Below are 20,789 nucleotides of genomic sequence, written 5' to 3'. Positions count from 1 at the left end.
ATCAATATGACTCCTTACTTCCTGATACGTGGGACTGTCGCGGCAGAATTGAGTTCTGATGCCGCAGGCGATAGGTGGTCTGGGCGACGGTTTCAAACTCACGGGAGATATTGGTCAGGCTTTCCGAGTGGCCGATAAACAACACGCCATCATCGGCCAGGAGTTTTCTGAAACCGGCCACTATCTTCTGCTTGGTACTCTGATCGAAATAAATCAGCACATTACGGCAGAAAATAGCATCGAACGGGCCCTGCATTGGCCAGGGTTCCAGTAAGTTGAGTTGTTTGAAGAAGATCAGCTTTTTTATCTGGCTGCTAATGCTGAACTCTTCCGCTCTGCTCTGCAGATAATGGTGCTGCCGCTTGGGGATGGCCTCCAGCCCTGTCAGGGGATAAACTCCGGCTTCGGCTCTGGCCAACACATTGGTATCGAGATCGGTTGCCAATATTTTCAGATCCCAGCCCGAGGCGGCGGGAAAGTGCTCTGCCAAGGTCATGGCTATGCTGTAGGGCTCTTCACCGCTGGAACAGGCCGCCGACCAAACTCTCAGCCTGCGCTGTTTGCGTTGCTGCCAATAGGGCACCAGCTCGGTTTCCAGAAAATTGAAGTGGTGCCGTTCCCGGAAAAAAGCGGTCAGATTGGTGGTCAGCGCGTTGATAAAGGGCGCCAGTTCCAGAGGGTCTCTTTGTAGCTTGAGACAATAATCACCGAAATTGGTCAGCCGCAGTAGTCGCAGTCGGCGGCTGAGCCTGGAATACACCATATGACGCTTGCGCTCGGGTAACACTATCCCTGTATGTTGATAGGCCAGCTCGCGGATAATACCAAAGTCCGCTGCTGTCATCGGGAATGCCTTCTCTTCATCGAAGCTCAATCAGTGTCTCCTAGAACTCGCTCCACTCTTCTGAACTGACACGGATCTTGGGAGACTTATCCCCTGCGATCAGGGTCAGGGGCTTATGGGCGCCCTTTTCCAGATTAGCGGTATTGAAGAAGCCCAATTGACGCTTCATGCTCCTGGCCTGTTCTGCCATGGCATCACCGGCTGCCGAGACCTGTTCCACCAGGGCGGCGTTTTGCTGGGTCATTTCATCCATCTGCGACACCGCCTTATTGACCTCCTGGATCCCAACCGATTGCTGCTCGGCGGCTATGCTGATCTGGTTGATCATGTCGGCTACCTTGGAAACGGCTTGCACTATCTCCTGCAGGTTTTCACCGGATTGATTGACCAACTGGGTGCCATCCGTAACCTTGTTGACGCTGTCGCGGATAAGTTCTTTGATCTCTTTGGCAGCACCGGCGCTGCGCTGTGCCAGGTTACGTACCTCTCCGGCCACTACGGCAAAACCACGGCCCTGTTCTCCGGCTCTGGCTGCCTCGACTGCAGCATTCAGCGCCAGCAGGTTGGTTTGGAAGGCGATTTCATCTATCACGCTGATGATGTCGGCAATGCGCTTGCTCGAGGTGTTGATCTCCTCCATGGCACTGACGGCCTGTTTGACTACCTTGCCACCTTCGCCAGCTTTCTCGCTGGCCTGCTGGGCTAAGTTGTTGGCTAGATTGGCATTTTCGGCGCTTTGTTTCACAGTGGCCGTCATCTGCTCCATGCTGGAGGCGGTTTGTTCCAGGGAGGCGGCCTGCTCTTCGGTACGCTGGCTAAGATCGGCGTTGCCCTGAGCTATCTCTTCGGCTCCAGAGGTGACGGTATTGGCCGAGTCATTGATGCCCCCAATCACTTCGGTCAACTTGCTGATGGTGGCGTTGGCATCTTGCTGCAGCTTGGCAAACTGACCCTGATATTCGCCGTCGAGTTTATGATCCAGTTGCCCCTTGGCCAGGCCATCGAAGATATCGGCGACTTTGGAAATGACATTGTCGGCGATGCCGACCAAGCGGTTAAGGCCGTTGGAAAGATTAAGGAAGAAGCCTTCCTTGTTATGAATATCCAGGCGGTGGCTCAGGTCACCGTCGTTGGCCGCCGTGATAATGGCATCAATCTCCTGCTCTATGGCTACCTCATCGGTACGGTCGGCCCACTCAACCACAGTGCCAATTCGTCCCTGTTCCGAGTCCAATATCGGATTGGCGATGATCCTGAAGGTACGGCCACCAACTTGCAGCTGGCTGTCGTAGGTCTCGGTCAATCCGGCGAGAATATTGCGCTGGTGGCTGGGGACCTTGTGGAAACCATCGATATTCTGTCCCAGCAGTTTGCCGGCATTGAACTTGGGCAGGTCGCGGAGAATATCTTTCTCGGCCGCCTGAAACATCTGCTGCACAGCTTGGTTGAGGTAGATGATATTGCCGTCGTTATCCGCCACCATGGTATTTGAACTGACATTATCCAATGCCTGACGAATGCGGGCATTTTCGGCCGCCAGCTGTTTTTCCTGCTGCTCTCTGGCCAGGCTGGCGGTGATATCCTGCCACTCCACAACTGTGCCGGTACGCTTGCCCTGTTCAAATACCGGGGTGGCAATCAGGTTGAATGTCAGCCCGGCCACCTTGATGCGGGTGTTATAGCTGTCGGTGAGCTGGTCCAGCAATTGTCGCTGATGCTCAGGATGGCGATGGAAGATATCGATATTGCTGCCAATCAGCTTGCTCATGTTGAAGGCCTGCAACTCCTGTTGCAGCTTTTGCTCATTGCCGGCCAGCATTTCATTCAGTGAGTCGTTCAGGTAGATGATCTTGTAGTCGGTATCGGCGACCATCACATTGGCCTGGCAGACATTGAGGGCCTGCTTGATACGGGTGTTTTCTGTAGCGCTTTGCTGCTCCAATTGTTGTTTGCCAAGGGCTTCGGTGAGATCTTGCCATTCGACCACAGTGGCAATACGCTTTTTGTTTTCGTCGAATACCGGCGAAGCTATCAGGCTGAAGGTACGACGACCTACCTTGATTTGAGTCGAGTAAACCTGCTCCAAGCCGGCGATCAATTTCCTTTGATGCTCAGGGTTGCGGTGGAAAACATCCATATTGGCGCCCTGCAGCTTGTCGGCCTGGAATTTGGGCAACACCTCTTGAATGTCGGCCTCGGCGTCCTGCATGGTTTGTTGCAGCGAGTGGTTGAAGTAGAGAATGTCACCGGCCGGATTAGCCACCATCACATTGGCCTGGCAGATATCCAGCGCTTTGAGAATGGCTTGCTGCTGTTGCTGACCCTGACGCCAACGATTGAGCTCGTCCAGCAGAGGCTTCCAGCCCGGCAGATCAAGCTCGACAAACTGCTGCGTGCCGTCTTTCAGCAACCTCTGCAGTTGGTTGATGGCCCTATCCAGGGTGCCTTTGTGCTTGAGTGAGTGCAATAGCCCAAGCAGTATGCAAACCAGAGTGACGCCCTGCAGAATAATAATGATATTGGGATCCTGGCCTAGCAGCATGAGCGCCATTACGGCGATGCCCGTGATTAAGCCAAGCAGATTCCAGGGATTGCTGTTGATTATGTTGGCATTGGCGGCATCCATTCTTCTTTCCTCGATGTCTTAAAGGTTGGCAGCCTGAGGCTGTTCCAAGTCCAGTTGCTGCAGCAAACTGGAAAGTTGTGATGCATCCGGCAGCACTTCATTACCGAGTAACATATTGATATTCAATAGTATGACCATCTTATCGGCCACACAGGTGAGCCCATGGATGAAACGCATGTCCGTGTCCTGGCCAAAATCGGGCGCACTGCGGATCTCGCTCTGGGTGATACTGAAAACATCGGAAACGGCATCCACCACTATGCCCATCACCTTGTGCTGTTTATCCAGGCGCACCTTCAGCACTATCACTACTGTGGTTGGGCCATATGCCAGGGTCTTGATACCGAATCTTTGGCGCAGATCTATGATGGGGACTATGGTGCCGCGCAGATTGATCACCCCTTTGACATGGGGCGGTGCATTGGGAATCACCGTGGTTGCTTCCCAGCCACGGATCTCCTGCACCGAGAGAATATCGACACCATATTCCTCATCGGCCATCATAAAGGTGAGGTATTGCTGTGAATGATCTTCCGCAGCTGCCGATGTTGCAGGGTTGGATTCTGTCATTGCGCTTCCCTTCTAGGCTGCATGTTCCTGAGTTTGATTGAGGCCAGACATGGCTACGAGTCCGGGAATATCCACTATCAGCGCCACCCGGCCGTCACCGAGAATGGTGGCGCCGGACACCCCGGGCACTTTGGCGTAGTTGTCTTCCAGACTCTTGATCACCACTTGTTGCTGCGCCAGCAACTCATCGACCAGCAGGCCGACTTTTTGGTTGTTGTTGTCCACCACCATCACCAGCCCCTCTTTGACCTCTTTGGCCTGAGCCTGGTGATTGAACTGCTGATAAACGCGGATGACTGGCAGGTACTCGTCTCGCAGATGGATCACTTCGTGCTCTTCAGACAGCTTGTTGACCTTGCTGCTTTCCACTTGCAGCGACTCATAGATGGAGACCAGCGGCACCACATAAGTATGCTCGCCGACCCTCACCAACTGGCCGTCGAGAATGGCCAGGGTTAAAGGCAAACGAATGGTAAAACGGCTCCCCTTGCCGGGCGTTGAGGCCAGCTCTACACTGCCGCTGAGTGCTTGAATGTTGCGTTTGACCACATCCATACCCACGCCCCGGCCAGAGAGGTCGGAGACGCTGTCGGCGGTAGAAAAGCCGGGTTTAAAGATGAGTTGCTGAATCGCCTCTGTGCTGAGTTCCTCTTCAGCGCCGACCAAGCCTTTATCTCTGGCCTTGGCGAGAATTCTGCCGGTATCCAATCCTGCGCCGTCGTCGGTGATTTCTATGACGATATTGCCGCCTTGATGGAAGGCGTTGAGGGTGATCCTGCCGGTTTCCGGTTTACCCTTGGCGCTGCGCACTGCTGGGGATTCAATGCCGTGATCCAAAGAGTTACGTACCAGATGCACCATGGGGTCGACAATTTTCTCCATCACAGTCTTGTCCAGCTCTGTCTCCTCGCCTTTGAGGAGCAGCTCGACTTTCTTGCCCAGCTGCTGACCTATATCGCGTACCAAGCGGGGAAAACGGTTGAAGGCGAAGCTGATAGGCAGCATGCGGATCTGCATCACGCTTTCCTGCAGATCCCGGGTGTGATTGGCCAATTGCTCCAGCCCCTGTTGCAGTGACAGCAGGGCGTTATCGTCAATGCGTTCCTGTTGGCCTATCTGCCCCAGCATAGCTTGGGTGATTACCAGCTCACCCACCATATTGATCAGCATGTCTATCTTGTCGGTGCTGACCCGGATAGAACTGGTTTCCGCTGTTTTGGCAACAGCCTTGCCGGACTCCACTTTGGCTGTGGTGGCTGCGACCTGTGTCTCTTGGGAGGATGGGGCAGAAGTCGAGATAGGGGCTTGCTCCTGCGGTGAGACACCTTCGACAAGCTGTGCCTTGGCGGGTAACTGCTGATAATGGATTTCACAGTCGTCCTCGACCCACTCAAATACCTCTTTTATCCGCTCAAGTGGCGCCTCTGTGTCGAGTTGCAGCTGCCAATACAGACGGCAGGATTCGGGGTCCAGGTCTTCAAACTCAGGCAGTTCCTGCGCTGGCAGGCTGACCTTTAGCTCACCCAGCTCGGCGAGTTCGTTGAACATCAAAATGGGGTCGTTGCCGCATCTGAGAATGTCGGCGCCGGCATGGAAATCTATCTGCCAGCTGAGCCCAATATCTTTTGTTTCAGACTCTTTGGTTTCTGATACTTTGGCTGCTGACTTTTCATTGTTTTGGCAGGCGTTATCCGGCGCATCTTCGACCCCGGCAACGTTGGACAACTCCTGATTGAAGCGGTTTTCCAGCTCTTGTTGCTGGGGTGATTCAAAGCTTTGACCCGCCATCAAGGCCTGCAGCATGTTGCGCAGCAGATCCACCGACAAGAGCAACATATCCTGATGATTGGCGGTCATTTCCCGGCGGCCATCACGGATTTCATCCAACAGGGTTTCCAGCAAGTGGGTGAATCCGGCGACTTGGTTGAAACCAAAAGTGGCGCCGCCTCCCTTAATCGAATGGGCGGCACGAAAAATGGTATTTATGGTTTCCGGATCCGGTTGCTGCACGTTCAGTTTCAGCAGCTCAGACTCCATGATTTCCAGGCCTTCAAGGCTTTCTTCAAAGAACACCTGGGTGAATTGGCTCAGATCTATGTCCATATATCCGCTCCTTGCCGGAGGCTAACCCAATACTTTGCGAACCGTGGCCAACAGCTGATCCGGGTTGAAGGGTTTGACTATCCAGCCGGTGGCTCCGGCGGCTCGTCCCTGTTGCTTCTTGTCTGTGGTCGACTCTGTGGTCAGCATCAACATGGGCACAAACTTGTAGTTGGGCAGATTGCGCAGGTTACGTATCAGCTCGATACCATCCATAATTGGCATGTTGACGTCCGATATCACCAGGTCAAACTCTCTGCCTTGGGCTACTTTCAACGCTTCCTCGCCATTGTTGGCTTCGGTCACGTCGAAACCTGCTGTCTTGAGGGTAAAGCTCACCATTTGCCGCATGGAGGCTGAATCATCAACTGCGAGGATAGTCTTCATTGAGCGTTTCCTTTTCAAAATCTGAATCGAGTGTCGGGATCCTGATCCCCAGGCGTGTCAGTTGAGCGATAAAGGTGGGTTGAGCCCGTTGCCATGACAGTTTCAACCCCCGCTTGTCGCAACTCAGCGCAAACAGGTACAGCAGCTGGGCGCCGGCAGTATCCACCTTGTGCAGCTCACCGGCATCCAGGATCAATTCATCGACCCGATGCAGGAGTTCCAATAGTTTTTGGTAGAGTGGCTGAATATTGCGAATGCTGATCTCTGTTCCCAGTGCCTGTGTGTCGATGGACATAGTGCTTCCCTGTTTTCCCAACACACAAAAGATAGTCGGCAAATTTCACTTCTGCCTATTTTCAAAAGAAAAATGGTATATGAATGACTAGGCTCTTTAGGGGGTTAGTGAGGCCCTCGATACTGAGTAACCAGAGTACGGAAGTCGGCCAGCAGTTCATCGTTGCGGATCTGCGGCAGTTGTCCGGGAGTTTGTGAACTGGGCTTGATGGTGGCGTAGCGGCGGCCGTCGGGCGAGATCAGGATCAAAGAGGCGCTGTGATCCACTTGGTAGTCAGGGCCATCGCCGACCAGTGAATACACCAGGCCCAGATCGCGGCTGAAGGGCAGTAATGCCGGGTGCTCGGCCCGCAAACCTATGAACTCGGGATTAAAGAAGGCCAGGTAGTCCTTGAGTTTGCTTTGGCTGTCACGCTCAGGATCGACACTGAGCAGTATCACCTGTATTGGTGCCACTTGTGCCAGTTTCGGGTAGACGGCACTGAGTTTGCCGAGGGTGGTTGGGCATACGTCCGGGCAGGAGGTGTAACCGGCGAAAATCAGACTCCATTGCTGTTTTAGCTTGTCATTATCGAATTGATGGCCGTTTTGGTCCTGCAACTCAAAAGGTTGCAGTGGTCTCGGGGTTTCATATTGAAAGCTGGTTTGCAATGCCTGCGGCGGCTGAGACGAAGGTCGGTGAAACAGCTGTACACTGGCCAAACCGCCAAGACCTATGAGCAAAATCCCCGCCACCAAGATGCGTTTCTTCATGATTCAACTCCAGAGGTAATGATCCACCAGCAGGGCAATAAACAGCAGCATCAGCTGATAGATGGAGAAACGGAACACGGCCATCGCCAGTCCGGGGCGATCGGCAAACTTGAGTTGCCAGGCCTTGTAGATAAACAGGCAACTGAGAATGGTGGAAGCCAGCAGATAGACGGGGCCACTCAAGCCAACCAAAACCGGCAATAAGCAGGCGATGGCCAGCAGAAGGGTGTAGAGCAGAATACAGGTCTTGGTAAATTCCACCCCGTGAGTCACAGGCAGCATGGGGATATCCACCTTGGCGTACTCTTTTTGACGGTGAATGGCCAAGGCCCAGAAATGAGGTGGAGTCCAGGTGAAAATAATGATCACCAACAGCCAGGCGTGGCCGTGAAAGTCATTGGTTACCGCCGTCCAACCCAGCAGTGGCGGCATGGCACCGGCAAGGCCACCTATCACGATATTTTGGGGGGTTGCCCGCTTTAAATAGGCGGTATAGATAAGGGCGTAGCCAATCAGGCTGGCACAGGTCAACCAGGCGGTGAGTGGATTCACCAGCCAATAGAGTAGGGTAAAGCCCGCCAGTCCAAGCAAGACGGCAAAGCTCAAGGCCCGACTCACGCTCACTCGTCCCTTGGGTAAGGGGCGGTTATAAGTGCGGGCCATCAGGCCATCGATGCGTCGATCGATAAGGTGATTCAAGGCGGCCGCCGAGCCCGCCATCATGGCAATTCCCATTAACCCGGCAAACAAGGGCTGTAGGGGGACGGCACCGGGCAACGCCAGGCACATACCCACCAGGACGGTGAGTAACATCAGCGCCACCACCTTGGGTTTGGTCATTTCCAGGTAATCGCGCCAGGAGATCTCTGTGCGGGTCGCGTCCTGGGCTATGGAGAGTAGTTTAGCCATAAACAGTCCCTCTTCAGGCTTTACGCCAAAGCGCATAGTTGATGAATACCAAAGTCAGCAGCAGCAGGGCTGCGCCGCCGTTATGGGCAACCGCCACCGGCAGCGGCAGATGCAGCAATACGTTGGCCAGGCCCAATGACAGCTGTAATCCCAGCACCAAGGTGAGTACCAGAGCCGAGCGTTTCAGCATGCTCGAGTCGGCTCTGCGCCAGAGCATGAATGCCAGGGTGAGTACCACTATCGCGGTCAGCAGGGCGCCTATTCGGTGGGCAATATGTATGGTCATCCGGGTGTGATAATCCAATACGCCGAACTCAAAGCTGGGATGCTGCCCCTGAAAAGGAGAGAAGGCATCTGCCAGACGTAGGTTGCTGCTCCAGTCACCTTCGCAGATAGGCAACTCTGTGCAGGCCAGGGCGGCGTAGTTGGAGGAGGTCCAACCGCCAAGCAGAATTTGCAGTACCACAATGGCCAGCGTCACCATGGCCAAAGGCGCCAAGGTGCGGGCTTTGGGATCGCCATCCGGAATTTGCAGCGGCCGGAGCCTGAGATACAGCAGCAACAGCAGCGAAAACAGGGTGAATCCCCCGAGCAGGTGAGACATGACCATGACGGGCATCAGTTTCATGGTCACAGTCCACATTCCCAGCAGCGCTTGAAATACGATCAGTGCGGCGATCAGTCCCGGCAGCTTCTTCGGAGTTTCTCTGCCACGCCAACTCTGGATCAAAATAAGTAATACCAGAATCCCCAGTGAACCGGCCACGTATCTGTGGATCATCTCCAGCCAGGCTTTCTTGGGTTCGATTTCTTGTCCCGGAAAGTGGCGTTCGACATGAGCCAACTCATGGGCCTGGGAAGGCACTTTGATATGGCCATTGCAACCGGGCCAGTCGGGGCAGCCAAGACCGGCATCCGACAGCCGGGTGTAGGCACCCAACAGGATGACCGTCAGAGTGCAGATCAGGGTCATCTTCAGTAGCAAGTTCAGTTTCATCAGCCCACCCTCGAGAGTTTCAACAGCTTGCGCAGGTCGCTGACCAAGGCTTTGCCCTGCAGGAGTTGGCCCTGGTGATCCACTACCCCCGGATAGGCCAACACCCAAGCGCCCAGAGGGTCGACTATCACCAACATCTGCTGCTGTAATGGATTCTCGGCGGTCAGAGGTTTATCCAGAGTGACTCGATGAAAGTCCTTGTTTAGCGGAGCTTCCGTGTCGCTTTCCCGGTTGATGAAAATCAGGGTGTCGACCCTGTCCATCTCGGCGCCCAGCGCCGTATGGCTCTGCTGCAATATGTAGAGTCGTTCCTGGCACAGTTCATCGCAGTTGGCCGGTATCAGGTATAGGACTTGCCAACGGCCGGGAAGCGGGTTGTCTAGCCCAAGTTGTTGATAACCCAGATTAGCCGGCAGCAACTGGCCCTTATTGGTGGCTCCGCCTTGATACAGCTCGAAGCTCAGTACCAGTTTTGCCAGTATCACAGGCAGGGCAAAGGCCAGCAGTAGTATCAAGAGTGGTCTTTGGGTTCGGGAGTTCATCCTGGCTCCTCTTGCTGTTATTGGGCGTTCTGAATTCAGCTCGCCCTATGGTTAGTGTCGATTCAGTTTCCAGCGCCACCAGACAAGCAGTAATAACAGGGCGGCAGCCATGGAAAACCACTGCAGGGCATAACCCAGGTGTTTTTCAGCCGGCATGGGCAATGGCTGCCAGGGTCTTGGCAAGTCCACACCTTCCAGCTGAACCGGCTGCAACACGGCCGGGATCAGTTTGTGCCCAAGCAAGTGCTCGAGCTGCGGCCAGTTGAGATTTTGTATTCGCTTGGGCCAACCGGCTTCGGCCAAGAGCTCCTGGCTCAGTGGATTACTGCCCTTTTGCCACAATCGGCCTTCGAGGGTGAGGCGTGGCGGTAATGGCAATATCTCTGGCAGTTCACTGCGTTTTTCTGCGGCTGGGATAAACCCCAGCTCCAGCAATAGCCAGGGTTGCTCCGGCTCAACTTGCAAAGGTTGCAGCAACAGGTAGCCCACGCGTCCCTGATACACCTGGTTGTCCAGCAGCAATTGCTTACCGCTCAATACATTGGCGCTCAGCTGCAGTTTCTGCCCTGTGAGTCGGGTGTCTGGGTCTCGCCTCAGCAGAGCTGAAAAGCTGCTTGGCCCCGCATCCGCTCTGGCGGCAATCTCCTGGGCCAATAGTTGCTTTTCTTCAGCGCGCTGCAGTTGCCAGAATCCCAGCTTGACCATGAGTAGAAACAGCCCCAAAGTAAATAACAGTGCAAGGTAACGCCCCCAAGGGATGGGAGAGTGAATGTCAGTCAGTTTTTTCTTTAAAGTCATATTGGTACTGCTACTGCTGTTCATCATTTTCAACCTTGGTCGCGCCCTGTGGATCATGGTGCGCGGCGATTCATCTGTTCCCATGAGCCGTTTTCTTGGCCGCCGGGTGCTGTTTTCGGCGTTGGTGGTTCTTTTGTTGCTGCTGGCATTGGCGCTGGGGATTATTTCCCCTAATCCCCGGCCTTACTAAAGCACATACACAAAAACAAACAGGCATAGCCACACCACATCGACAAAGTGCCAATACCAACTGCCGGCCTGAAAGGCAAAGTGACGCTCAGCGCTGAAGTGCCCCTTTAAAACCCTGAAAAACAGCACCAACAGGAACAGCGTGCCCAGAGTCACATGCATACCGTGGAAACCTGTCAGCAGGAAGAAGGTGTTGCCATAAATGCCGGACTGCAGCGTCAGCCCCAGCTCAGTGTAGGCATGGACATATTCCTCTCCCTGCAAGATTAAAAATGCCAGTCCCAGCAAGATGGTGAGTCCAAGCCAAAGGGTTAAGGCGGTGCGTTTGCCTTTCTCTAACCCCAGGTGGGCAAAGTGCAGGGTAATAGAGGAGGTAAGCAGAATAATGGTGTTGAAAAGGGGTAAACCATTCCAACCCATGGCTTGGGTTTCAGTGCCGTCCGGGGTTTTCAGTAAGGGCCAGCCTGCGCTGAATCCAGGCCAGAGCACTTCGTTGGTCATGGCATTGTTGGATGCGCCACCCAACCAAGGCACGGCCACCATACGGGCATAGAAGAGGGCGCCGAAAAAGGCCGCAAAGAACATCACCTCAGAGAAGATGAACCAACTCATTCCCTGCCGAAATGACCTGTCCATCTGTGGCGAATAGAGACCACTCATGGATTCATGGATCACGTTTCTGAACCAGCCAATCAGCATGAACAGAATGACAGCAATTCCTGCCAGCAGTACGTAACTGCCGTGGCCACCGTCAGACTTGAGCTGGGATACATAAGTACCGGCACCATAGGCGATAAGGAAAAGCCCCAATGCGCCGACAATCGGCCAGGCGCTTTGAGCCGGAACATAATAGTGTTCATGTTTACTGGTCATTTCGCTGCTCCTTGCTCCAGGGCATCGGATATCTGTCTATCCGTGATGTCATAGAGGGTGTAAGAGAGGGTCAGAGTGCTGATGGAGTCCGGCAGGTCCGGATCCACGTAAAACACCAGCGGCAGCTCGGCACTGGCATCGGCAGCCAGCGGCTGCTGATTGAAACAGAAGCACTCGGTTTTATTGAAGTAGGCGGCGCCTTGTCCCGGTGAAACGGAAGGGATCGCCTGACCTATCTTGTATTGGTGTGACAGGTTGCGGGCCAGAAAGCGGGTATGGGTCAACTGGCCGGGATGCACCTTGATACGGGTCACTTCCGGCTTGAACTCCCAAGGCATTCCCTTGGCCACCTGAGAGATAAACTCTACAGTGACCAAGCGGCTGTTATCCACTTGGGCACTATAAGTAGCGGCGCTGGTGTTGGTCTTGCCATTGATCCCCAACTGCTGACAAAGCACGTCATAGAGCGGCACCAGGGCAAAGCCGAAGCCGAACATGGCTACGGCGCCAAGTAGCAGCAGGCGTACCAGTTTACGGTTGTCGGGGCGGGAGTCTGCCATATCACTTAATCTCCGGCGGAGTGCTGAAGGTGTGATAAGGCGCCGGACTTGGGAGTGTCCACTCAAGCCCTTGGGCTCCTTCCCAAGGTTTGGCCGGAGCCTGGGCGCCGCCGCGAATACACTTGATCACCAGTACCAGAAATATTAGCTGTGACAGGCCAAAGGCAAAACCGCCTATGGAGACAATCTGATTGACATCGGCAAACTGCACCGAGTAGTCGGGGATGCGTCTGGGCATACCGGCCAGCCCGAGGAAATGCATCGGGAAGAACAACACATTGACCGAAATGACCGAGCACCAGAAATGCCACTTGGCCAAGGTCTCGCTGTACATATGCCCGGTCCACTTGGGTAGCCAGTAATAGGCGGCGGCCATGATGGAGAAGATGGCACCGGTGACCAGCACATAATGAAAATGGGCAACCACAAAGTAAGTGTCATGGTATTGGAAGTCGGCTGGGGTGATTGCCAACATCAGGCCGGAGAAGCCGCCTATGGTGAAGAGAATAATAAAGGCACAGGCGAACATCATAGGGGCTTCAAAGCTGATGGATCCCCGCCACATGGTGGCAACCCAGTTGAATACCTTGACCCCGGTTGGCACGGCAATCAGCATGGTGCAGTACATAAAGAAGAGTTCGGCAAAGACAGGCATACCTGTGGTGAACATGTGATGTGCCCACACCAGGAAGGAGAGGATCGCGATGCTGGCGGTGGCGTAGACCATTGAGGCGTAGCCAAACAAAGGTTTGCGACTGAATGCCGGAATGATGGCCGAGATGATACCGAATGACGGCAAGATCATTATGTACACCTCGGGGTGGCCGAAGAACCAGAAAATATGCTGGAACATCACAGGATCTCCACCGCCGGCGGCATCGAAGAAGCTGGTGCCGAAGAATTTGTCTGTGAGTACCATGGTCACGGCCCCGGCCAATACCGGCATGACGGCTATCAGCAGGAAGGCGGTGATAAGCCAGGTCCAGACGAACAGGGGCAGCTTCATCCAGTTCATGCCAGGTGCGCGCAGATTCACTATGGTGACTATCACGTTGATCGCCCCCATGATTGAGCTTATCCCCATGATATGTATTGAAAAAACAAACAAGGCTGTGCTGTCTGCGCTATAAGTTGTCGACAATGGCGCATAGAAGGTCCAGCCAAAATTGGGGCCGCCGCCTTCCATAAACAATGAGCTAAGCAGGATTAAGAAGGCGAAGGGTAAAATCCAAAAGCTCCAGTTATTCATCCTCGGCAGCGCCATATCCGGCGCACCTATCATCATGGGGATCAACCAGTTGGCCAGGCCGGTAAAGGCCGGCATCACGGCACCAAAAACCATGATAAGACCGTGTACTGTGGTCATTTGGTTAAAGAAATTGGGCTCGACCAGTTGCAAACCGGGCTGGAATAATTCAGCACGGATCACCATGGCCATGGCGCCCCCTATCAGGAACATGATGAAGCTGAACCAGAGATAGAGTGTGCCTATATCTTTATGGTTGGTGGTCAGCAACCAGCGCATGATCCCCTTGGGGGCGTGATGATGCTGGTGTTCCTGTTCAGTGACTTCCTGAACACCGGCTTTCGCATCTTGACTGAATGAGTTCATCTTCTTCCCCTACTGCCCGTGGTTATTGACGTCGGCGGCTTGCACTGTGTCGCCTGTGTTATTGCCCCAGGCATTGCGCTCATAGGTCACCACAGCGGCCAGTTCCTTGGCGGTAATCTGTTTGCCGAAGGCTTGCATGGCGGTGCCTGTCTTGCCATGGATCACTATGTCCAGATGGGCTGCTATTGGGCCTATGGCAATAGCACTGCCCTTGAGCGCCGGGAACACCCCTTGAAGTCCGGCGCCGTTTGGCTGATGACAGGCGGCGCAGCGCGCCATATAGATCTGTTCGCCAAGCGCCATGGCTTCATCATGGCTCATGGTCTCACTGAGGGCCGCCTGAGCTTCTTCGGCGGCCGTAGCCGCGGCTTGTTTCTGCTTTGCCATCCAGGCGTCGAACTCATCTTCTGCCAGTACCTGCACCACAATCGGCATAAAGCCGTGGTCTTTACCGCAAAGCTCGGCACATTGGCCGCGGTAGATCCCCGGCTTGTCCACCCGGGTCCAGGCTTCGTTGATAAAACCGGGATTGGCGTCTTTTTTGACGGCAAAGGCGGGCACCCACCAGGAGTGGATCACATCATCTGAGGTCATCAGGAATCGGACTTTACGATTGATGGGCAATACCAACGGCTTGTCGACTTCAAGCAGGTAGTGCTCGCCCTTGGCTTCCTGGCCTTCTATCTGGGACCTCGGCGTTGCCAATATGCTGAAGAAGTCGATGTCTTCGCCGAAATAGCTGTAGTGCCATTTCCATTGCGAGCCGGTGATCTTGACCGTCAGGTCGGCATCACTGGGATCCTCCATGGCAATCAGCGTCTTGGTTGCGGGGATTGCCATCAGGATAAGGATTAAGAAGGGGATAAGCGTCCAGGCAATTTCTACCTTGGTACTTTCATGGAATTGGGACGCGACTGCCCCTTTGGATTTTCTATGGTTGATCATGGCGTAGATCATCACGCCGAATACGACCAAACCTATGGCGCAGCAGATATAAAGAATGATCATGTGCAGGTGATACACCTTGCCACTGATCTCAGTTACCCCTTGAGTCATATTCAAGGGCATATCTGCCTGAGCACCTGGAGACAACAAGCTGACGCACAACAAGGTCAGCAAAACACACAGCCATTGCTTCACAAGACATCTCCTCTGTCAATTGCATTCGCAACTACAAAGAAGAGTCACACAGTAAGTCTTTGCTCTATGCAAACTCTTCAGTTCCCAAAAAAGCAACGATGACTTCAAAGTGCGGCGGCGGTTTCACTTAGATCTAGGTATACAGGTGGTAACCACTGTTGCACTTACCGCTGAATATACTCAGCATTTCCGGCGACGGCCTTACTCGCTATAAAGCGAAATGGGACGTTCAACCTACGACGAATTGCATGGAGATAACACAATCGTTGTTCTTACATTACTTGTAGATTAAATTTTGATCAAGATCACGATATTTTCTAACTGTATGAAAGAAAAGCGTCTGTTAATCTAGAGGTGAATTCTGCGTGAGGGGCTGACCAGCGCGGCTTTGCGTCGATTTACAAGGAAAGGTATTGCACCCAAAAGGCACAGAATAAAGGCCATCCCAGGAATGGCCTTTATTCATACAATTAATGGATGGAGCGGGTAAGTTCGTTGAGGCGGTTATCCATCTCTTTCGCCTGCCGTCCTGTTTCCAGCACTATTCCCATGGCTCTGGCGTTACGGGCAACCAGCTGCAATCGACGGTTATCACGGGCATCCAGGCTGTTTATCCAACTGATCACTGCACTGGAGGTGCCGTTGGTCAAGGCTCTTTCCGTTGCCCACAGGGCTTCGATTTCATCCTTGGTGCGCACCAAGAGAACTCTATCCATTCTGACGCCGGCCCTTGCTAAGGTTTCCTTGTAACCTATGTTGGCAGGGGCGTTAATCAAGACTATCCAGCGTCCCTGTTGACTCAATTGCGCCAATTGAGGGCAGAGGCGTAATAATTCCTGACGTCCCTGGCTATGGCTGGCCAAGCTGGAGATGCCGGTATGTTGCCAAGGCTGATTGCCGGCAATACTGGTGTCTGTCCACAGGCCTGGGTGTCTTGGGGCGTTGCCCGTCATTATGCTCATAGCCAGTCTCCATTGCGTATTATGCCTACCGCCAGTCCTTCAATGGTCAATGGCTGGAAAGTCAGGTCGACTTTGATTGGGGAGTAAGCCTCGTTCTCGGCATGTAGATAAACCACATTACCTTTCTTTTCAAAACGCTTCACTGTTACATCGTCTTCAACCCTGGCCACCACGACTTGACCGTTACGGGCTTCTTGTACCTTGTGAACCGCCAGGAGATCACCTTCGAGAATGCCTATGTTCTTCATGCTGTCGCCGCGTACCCGCAGTAGGAAGTCGGCGCAGGGATGGAACATGCCAGGGTCGACCTGGTAATACTGCTCAACATGCTCCTGTGCCAGTATGGGTTCCCCGGCAGCGACCTGGCCTATTAAGGGCAGACCTGCTTCTGACTCCGCTTGTTCATCATGTGACAAGCGAATACCACGAGAGGTGCCTGGCATGATCTCAATACAGCCTTTCTTTGCCAGTGCCTTGAGGTGTTCCTCTGCGGCATTGGCACTCTTGAAGCCTAACCGGGTGGCAATTTCAGCCCGGGTTGGCGGCATGCCGGTGTCGGCTATATTGCGTTTAATCAATTCCAGAATCTGTGCCTGGCGCGGTGTCAGTGGTCTCATGGTGATTCCTGTTTTTTCATACAGTACCTGTCAGTATATACAGTATTTCAATCAGCGCAAGTATTAACCAAAATTGAAACGTTTAGGGGAGGGTAAATGTTTCAACCTGTGGCAGATTTGGACAGTCAGGCTTACGAATCATGGGGAGTTCAAGGAATTTGCCAGAGGAGCTGCCGGGACCGGTTCGCACCTTCCCTAGCTAAGATTCAGGAAGTTCTGGTATTCTATTGGGCTATTGATTGTGGCTCAGACACTGAAAAACATGTCCAAACAAGATTCATTCTGGTTTAAATCACTTCGCTGGCTCCAAAGCAAGCTGGTGCATACCACTGTGGTGCCTCAGGATCCTTTCGCTGATTTGAACCTGGATCTCGCCAAGCCGATGGCCTACGTGATGAAGACGGAGTCTGTCAGTGATATCGCGGCGTTGGCGGAAGTCACCCGTAAATTTGGTTTGCCTTGCCCTTATGAGACGCTCAAGGTTGATGATATTACCGTTCCCAGAGTCGTCTGCCTGGAAGGTGCAAAGCCCCTGTTCGGCAAGCGCAAGGGCAATAAACCTTTTCTCAGCTGTTTCACCTCTTTGCTTCATTTGCATCAGACCAATCCTGAATTGGATATTCAATTGGTGCCAGTGAGTCTCTATTGGGGCCGAACTCCGGGTAAGGAAGATGACAGCATGCGCGCCGCCGTATTTGAGCGGGAAAACCCCACTTGGTTGCGCAAGTTTCTAATGATCCTGTTCCTGGGGCGAGACAACTTTGTGCAGTTTTCCAATGCGGTCTCGCTGCGGCTGATGGCCGATGAACATGGAACCGATAAAGCTATTGCCCATAAGTTGGCGCGAGTGGCCAGGGTACATTTCCGCCGTCAGCGTAAGGTGATGACCGGGCCATTACTGCCCAACCGTCAAGCGCTGTTTAATGAACTGTTGCGTTCAGAAACCCTTAAAAAGGCTATCAAAGAGGAAGCCGCAGCCAAGAAGATCCCCGAGGCCAGGGCCAGGGAAATGGCGGAGGAATATCTCGATGAGATTGCTGCCCACTATTCAGACAGCCTGGTGCGTATTGCCCAGCGGATCCTCACCTGGTTATGGAACAAGCTCTACAAGGGGATCAACATCAAGGGCGCCGAGCAGATACGCCAGTTGCATCATGATGGACATGAGATAGTTTATGTACCTTGCCATCGCAGTCATATGGATTATTTGCTGCTCTCCTATATTCTCTATTTTCAGGGTATGGTTCCGCCTCATATCGCCGCCGGTATCAACCTGAACTTCTGGCCTGCCGGGCCTATATTCCGCCGTGGTGGTGCCTTCTTTATCCGCCGCAGTTTCAACGGTAATAAACTCTATACTGCAGTGTTCCGTGAGTATCTGGATCAGCTGTTTGCCAAAGGCTATTCGGTTGAGTACTTCACCGAAGGTGGCCGCTCCCGTACCGGGCGGTTGTTGTCGCCCAAGACTGGGATGCTGGCGATGACGGTCAACTCTGTGTTGCGGGGTATTGAGCGACCAGTGACTTTGGTGCCTGTGTACCTGGGCTATGACCACGTTATGGAAGTGGCCACTTATCACAAAGAACTCAGCGGCAAGAAGAAGCAAAAAGAATCTGTCTGGCAAGTGGTTGGCGCCTTGCGTAAGTTGGGTAATTTTGGTCAGGGTTATGTAAACTTTGGTGAGCCCGTGACGCTGCAGAATTTCCTCAGTGAGGCGGCACCTAACTGGCGCGAAGAGGTGGCAGCCGATCCCGAGCAGAAACCCAGCTGGTTGACTCCGGCTGTCAATACTCTGGCCAATCGGGTCATGACTCATATCAACGATGCTGCTGCTGCCAGCGCAGTGACCCTCACCAGCTTGGTACTATTGTCCTCAGAGCAGAATGCGTTGGAACGAAACCAGTTGGAACGTCAGTTGGACTTGTATTTGGATCTGCTCAAGGAAGTGCCTTACACCCAGTACATCTCGGTGGCCGAAGGTGACGGTAAGCAATTGCTGCAACAAGGTCTGGAGCTGAATAAGTTTACGGTTCAGGAAGATGAACTGGGCGATATCATCTCAATCGACGAGTCGATTGCGGTAACCATGACTTACTATCGCAACAACATCATTCACCTATTTATGGTGCCTTCTTTGCTGGCCAGCTGCCTGGTGCGTCAAGAGCAGTGCTGCCGATCTCGGATGCAAGCGGTGCTTGAGGATTTCTATCCTTTGCTGCAGGCCGAGCTGTTTATGGGTAAGGCCGATGTCAGAGCCTATGCCGATCAACTGCTGGATCGTTTCATTGCCAAAGGTTTGGTGGCCGAAGAAGTCAATGGCTTCCGAGTGCTGGAAGCCGGGATCAATCCGCTGGCGTTGCTGGCCGAAACCATGAGCGAAACCCTTCAACGTTACGCCATCATCTTTAACTTGCTGGCCGCGCACCCGGGTATTGAGCGTGGCGATTTGGAGCGCGAAAGCCACAAATTGGCCAGTCGTCTTGGCGCGCTGCATGGGATTACTGCCCCTGAATTTTACGACAAGAAACTCTACGGCATCTTGAGTATCAAGCTCAAAGAGCTTGGGTATCTCACCAAGGAAGATACCCGCCATGATATAGAGCGAACCCGGGATTATGCCAACCAGCTACTGCGTCCTCAGGTCAAGCAAACCATAGTTGACAGCGTCGCCGCCGAACAGGAGGCCTGATGGCCAATCATATGAATGCGGCGCCTGCCAAGGCGTCTTTGCTGGGCGGCGCCATGATCATCGCCGGGACCACAGTCGGTGCCGGGATGTTTTCGCTGCCGGTAGAAGGCGCCGGCATGTGGTTTGGCTATTCTGTGCTTATGCTGCTGGGGGTGTGGTTTTGCATGTTCATGTCCGGGCTGCTGCTGCTGGAAACCAATCTCCATTTTGAGCCCGGCGCCAGCTTTGACACCCTCACCAAGGAAACTTTGGGGCAATTCTGGCGGGTGCTTAACGGCGCTTCGATAACCTTCGTGCTCTATATCCTTACTTACGCCTATATCAGTGGCGGCGGCTCCATAGTCAATCACAGCCTGGAAGGGATGGATATCAGCCTGCCGCAGAGCTTTGCCGCCCTGGTGTTTGCCCTGGTGCTGGCACTTGTGGTGCTGATAAGTACCAAGGCCGTGGATCGCATCACCACTATAATGCTGGGCGGGATGATCATCAGCTTCTTTCTGGCGATAGGCAATCTGCTGATCGGCATAGACACCAGCAAGTTGTTACTACCTGATGGCGAGAACTCTTATGGCTCATATTTGTGGGCGGCCATTCCTTTCGGGCTGGCGAGTTTTGGCTATCATGGCAATGTGCCGTCGCTGGTGAAATACTACGGCAAGCAACCGGGCACTATTATCAAGGCGATTTTTTTAGGTACCTTTATCGCCTTGGCTATCTACCTGTGTTGGTTGGTGGCGACCATGGGTAATATTTCCCGCGGCGAATTCGGCGCTATTATTGCTCAGGGCGGCAATATGGGCGTATTGGTTGGCGCCTTGTCCAAGGTGATGGATAACTCGCTGCTCAACACCATGCTTACTCTGTTTGCCAATCTGGCGGTAGCCTCTTCATTTCTTGGGGTGACCTTGGGCTTGTTTGACTATTTGGCAGATCTGTTTGGTTTTGACGACAGTCGCTGTGGCAGGGCCAAGACCGCCTTGGTGACTTTCCTGCCTCCGACTTTATTGGGTATGTTGTTTCCCGATGGCTTCCTGGTCGCTATCGGCTTTGCTGCCCTGGCGGCTACAGTTTGGGCCGTCATAGTGCCGGCCTTGATGGCTTGGCGTTCAAGACAACAATTTGCCGATAGCCACGGCTTTCGTGTGCCGGGCGGTACACCTTTGATAGCCATAGTGGTGTTGTTTGGATTACTGACGGCTGCCTGCCATCTGTTGGCCATGGCTGGTATACTGCCTAAGTATTCCTGAAGCGAGAAGCTGCTCTCTTTTTCAAAGGAATGAAAGAGCGGCTTCTTGACAAGACTATAAAAGTCAGTAATTTATATCGT

The 20,789-nt window shown here is 53.5% G+C and carries 19 protein-coding genes and 1 pseudogene; 3 read left to right on the top strand and 17 right to left on the bottom strand.

Going from position 1 to position 20,789, the window contains the following annotated elements; genetic code table 11:
* Position 1 precedes the first annotated feature (1 nt).
* From CX650_RS15150 to CX650_RS15100, 11 genes are all read right to left on the bottom strand, one after another.
* Entirely contained in the window at positions 2-874 is an 873-nt protein-coding gene (locus CX650_RS15150; RefSeq protein WP_308428127.1) for a CheR family methyltransferase, read from the bottom strand.
* Between the two features lie 10 nt (positions 875-884).
* The gene (locus tag CX650_RS15145; RefSeq protein ID WP_101096278.1) at positions 885-3,470 is read right to left on the bottom strand and encodes a methyl-accepting chemotaxis protein; all 2,586 of its coding nucleotides are present in this window, start codon (positions 3,468-3,470) and stop codon (positions 885-887) included.
* 18 nt (positions 3,471-3,488) lie between these two features.
* Positions 3,489-4,040, bottom strand: a complete 552-nt coding sequence (locus CX650_RS15140) for a chemotaxis protein CheW (protein WP_039035323.1) — start codon at positions 4,038-4,040, stop codon at positions 3,489-3,491.
* A gap of 12 nt (positions 4,041-4,052) precedes the next feature.
* Entirely contained in the window at positions 4,053-6,143 is a 2,091-nt protein-coding gene (locus tag CX650_RS15135) for a chemotaxis protein CheA (RefSeq protein ID WP_101096277.1), read from the bottom strand.
* Between the two features lie 21 nt (positions 6,144-6,164).
* Positions 6,165-6,527: a response regulator gene (locus tag CX650_RS15130; protein WP_101096276.1), complete on the bottom strand. Its 363-nt coding sequence runs from the start codon at positions 6,525-6,527 to the stop codon at positions 6,165-6,167.
* Positions 6,505-6,822, bottom strand: coding sequence for an STAS domain-containing protein (locus CX650_RS15125; RefSeq protein ID WP_101096275.1), 318 nt, complete (start codon positions 6,820-6,822; stop codon positions 6,505-6,507). The genes CX650_RS15130 and CX650_RS15125 overlap by 23 nt, the downstream gene beginning before the upstream one ends.
* Before the next feature lie 104 nt (positions 6,823-6,926).
* Positions 6,927-7,574 carry an SCO family protein gene (locus CX650_RS15120; protein WP_101096274.1) on the bottom strand — a complete coding sequence of 216 codons (648 nt, stop codon included), beginning with the start codon at positions 7,572-7,574 and terminating at the stop codon, positions 6,927-6,929.
* Positions 7,575-7,577: 3 nt separating this feature from the next.
* Positions 7,578-8,483 (bottom strand): heme o synthase, encoded by a 906-nt coding sequence (gene cyoE, locus CX650_RS15115; RefSeq protein WP_101096273.1) that lies wholly within the window; start codon positions 8,481-8,483, stop codon positions 7,578-7,580.
* 13 nt (positions 8,484-8,496) lie between these two features.
* Positions 8,497-9,480, bottom strand: coding sequence for a COX15/CtaA family protein (locus tag CX650_RS15110; RefSeq protein ID WP_101096272.1), 984 nt, complete (start codon positions 9,478-9,480; stop codon positions 8,497-8,499).
* The gene (locus CX650_RS15105) at positions 9,480-10,022 is read right to left on the bottom strand and encodes a hypothetical protein (RefSeq protein ID WP_101096271.1); all 543 of its coding nucleotides are present in this window, start codon (positions 10,020-10,022) and stop codon (positions 9,480-9,482) included. Before CX650_RS15105 ends, CX650_RS15110 begins: the two co-directional genes overlap by 1 nt.
* Before the next feature lie 51 nt (positions 10,023-10,073).
* Positions 10,074-10,820, bottom strand: coding sequence for an SURF1 family protein (locus CX650_RS15100; RefSeq protein ID WP_101096270.1), 747 nt, complete (start codon positions 10,818-10,820; stop codon positions 10,074-10,076).
* Here CX650_RS15100 and CX650_RS15095 point away from each other — a divergent pair.
* Positions 10,792-11,010, top strand: coding sequence for a DUF2909 family protein (locus tag CX650_RS15095; protein WP_025010819.1), 219 nt, complete (start codon positions 10,792-10,794; stop codon positions 11,008-11,010). The two genes, CX650_RS15100 and CX650_RS15095, sit on opposite strands and share 29 nt — an antisense overlap.
* On the opposite strand, the gene CX650_RS15090 is transcribed toward CX650_RS15095, so the two are convergent.
* The 6 genes and pseudogenes from CX650_RS15090 to lexA all read right to left on the bottom strand — a co-directional run bounded on the left by CX650_RS15090 (position 11,007) and on the right by lexA (position 16,773).
* On the bottom strand, positions 11,007-11,882 hold the full coding sequence (locus CX650_RS15090) for a cytochrome c oxidase subunit 3 (RefSeq protein ID WP_101096269.1): 876 nt from the start codon (positions 11,880-11,882) through the stop codon (positions 11,007-11,009). The two genes, CX650_RS15095 and CX650_RS15090, sit on opposite strands and share 4 nt — an antisense overlap.
* A complete protein-coding gene (locus CX650_RS15085; RefSeq protein WP_028780846.1) occupies positions 11,879-12,442 on the bottom strand; it encodes a cytochrome c oxidase assembly protein in 564 nt (187 codons plus the stop codon). The genes CX650_RS15090 and CX650_RS15085 overlap by 4 nt, the downstream gene beginning before the upstream one ends.
* A gap of 1 nt (position 12,443) precedes the next feature.
* Positions 12,444-14,054 (bottom strand): cytochrome c oxidase subunit I, encoded by a 1,611-nt coding sequence (gene ctaD, locus CX650_RS15080; protein ID WP_039035330.1) that lies wholly within the window; start codon positions 14,052-14,054, stop codon positions 12,444-12,446.
* Between the two features lie 18 nt (positions 14,055-14,072).
* Positions 14,073-15,194, bottom strand: a pseudogene (gene coxB / locus CX650_RS15075) (cytochrome c oxidase subunit II); the annotation flags it as partial.
* 470 nt (positions 15,195-15,664) lie between these two features.
* Entirely contained in the window at positions 15,665-16,156 is a 492-nt protein-coding gene (locus CX650_RS15070) for a cell division inhibitor SulA (protein WP_052248213.1), read from the bottom strand.
* Positions 16,153-16,773 (bottom strand): transcriptional repressor LexA, encoded by a 621-nt coding sequence (gene lexA / locus CX650_RS15065; RefSeq protein ID WP_039035332.1) that lies wholly within the window; start codon positions 16,771-16,773, stop codon positions 16,153-16,155. Before lexA ends, CX650_RS15070 begins: the two co-directional genes overlap by 4 nt.
* Before the next feature lie 262 nt (positions 16,774-17,035).
* Between lexA and plsB the strand changes: the two genes are divergently transcribed.
* A complete protein-coding gene (gene plsB, locus CX650_RS15060; protein ID WP_101096323.1) occupies positions 17,036-19,462 on the top strand; it encodes a glycerol-3-phosphate 1-O-acyltransferase PlsB in 2,427 nt (808 codons plus the stop codon).
* Complete coding sequence (mtr, locus tag CX650_RS15055) at positions 19,462-20,709, top strand: tryptophan permease (RefSeq protein ID WP_101096268.1); 1,248 nt, start codon at positions 19,462-19,464, stop codon at positions 20,707-20,709. Before plsB ends, mtr begins: the two co-directional genes overlap by 1 nt.
* Positions 20,710-20,789: the final 80 nt, after the last annotated feature.

This window comes from Shewanella indica (assembly GCF_002836975.1).
Taxonomy (GTDB): Bacteria; Pseudomonadota; Gammaproteobacteria; order Enterobacterales; family Shewanellaceae; genus Shewanella; species Shewanella indica.
The sequence above is the reverse complement of the archived record's forward strand: the minus strand, read 5'-3'. Positions and strand labels throughout refer to the sequence as shown.

Bases quoted from the DNA above. Each gene is read 5' to 3' on its own strand.
- cyoE (WP_101096273.1), bottom strand. From the start codon at position 8,483: ATGGCTAAACTACTCTCCATAGCCCAGGACGCGACCCGCACAGAGATC.
- CX650_RS15120 (WP_101096274.1), bottom strand. From the start codon at position 7,574: ATGAAGAAACGCATCTTGGTGGCGGGGATTTTGCTCATAGGTCTTGGC.
- CX650_RS15130 (WP_101096276.1), bottom strand. From the start codon at position 6,527: ATGAAGACTATCCTCGCAGTTGATGATTCAGCCTCCATGCGGCAAATG.
- CX650_RS15110 (WP_101096272.1), bottom strand. From the start codon at position 9,480: ATGAAACTGAACTTGCTACTGAAGATGACCCTGATCTGCACTCTGACG.
- CX650_RS15100 (WP_101096270.1), bottom strand. From the start codon at position 10,820: ATGACTTTAAAGAAAAAACTGACTGACATTCACTCTCCCATCCCTTGG.
- ctaD (WP_039035330.1), bottom strand. From the start codon at position 14,054: ATGAACTCATTCAGTCAAGATGCGAAAGCCGGTGTTCAGGAAGTCACT.
- lexA (WP_039035332.1), bottom strand. From the start codon at position 16,773: ATGAGACCACTGACACCGCGCCAGGCACAGATTCTGGAATTGATTAAA.
- CX650_RS15105 (WP_101096271.1), bottom strand. From the start codon at position 10,022: ATGAACTCCCGAACCCAAAGACCACTCTTGATACTACTGCTGGCCTTT.
- CX650_RS15095 (WP_025010819.1), top strand. From the start codon at position 10,792: ATGTCAGTCAGTTTTTTCTTTAAAGTCATATTGGTACTGCTACTGCTG.
- mtr (WP_101096268.1), top strand. From the start codon at position 19,462: ATGGCCAATCATATGAATGCGGCGCCTGCCAAGGCGTCTTTGCTGGGC.
- CX650_RS15125 (WP_101096275.1), bottom strand. From the start codon at position 6,822: ATGTCCATCGACACACAGGCACTGGGAACAGAGATCAGCATTCGCAAT.
- plsB (WP_101096323.1), top strand. From the start codon at position 17,036: ATGTCCAAACAAGATTCATTCTGGTTTAAATCACTTCGCTGGCTCCAA.
- CX650_RS15070 (WP_052248213.1), bottom strand. From the start codon at position 16,156: ATGAGCATAATGACGGGCAACGCCCCAAGACACCCAGGCCTGTGGACA.
- CX650_RS15140 (WP_039035323.1), bottom strand. From the start codon at position 4,040: ATGACAGAATCCAACCCTGCAACATCGGCAGCTGCGGAAGATCATTCA.
- CX650_RS15085 (WP_028780846.1), bottom strand. From the start codon at position 12,442: ATGGCAGACTCCCGCCCCGACAACCGTAAACTGGTACGCCTGCTGCTA.
- CX650_RS15090 (WP_101096269.1), bottom strand. From the start codon at position 11,882: ATGACCAGTAAACATGAACACTATTATGTTCCGGCTCAAAGCGCCTGG.
- CX650_RS15145 (WP_101096278.1), bottom strand. From the start codon at position 3,470: ATGGATGCCGCCAATGCCAACATAATCAACAGCAATCCCTGGAATCTG.
- CX650_RS15135 (WP_101096277.1), bottom strand. From the start codon at position 6,143: ATGGACATAGATCTGAGCCAATTCACCCAGGTGTTCTTTGAAGAAAGC.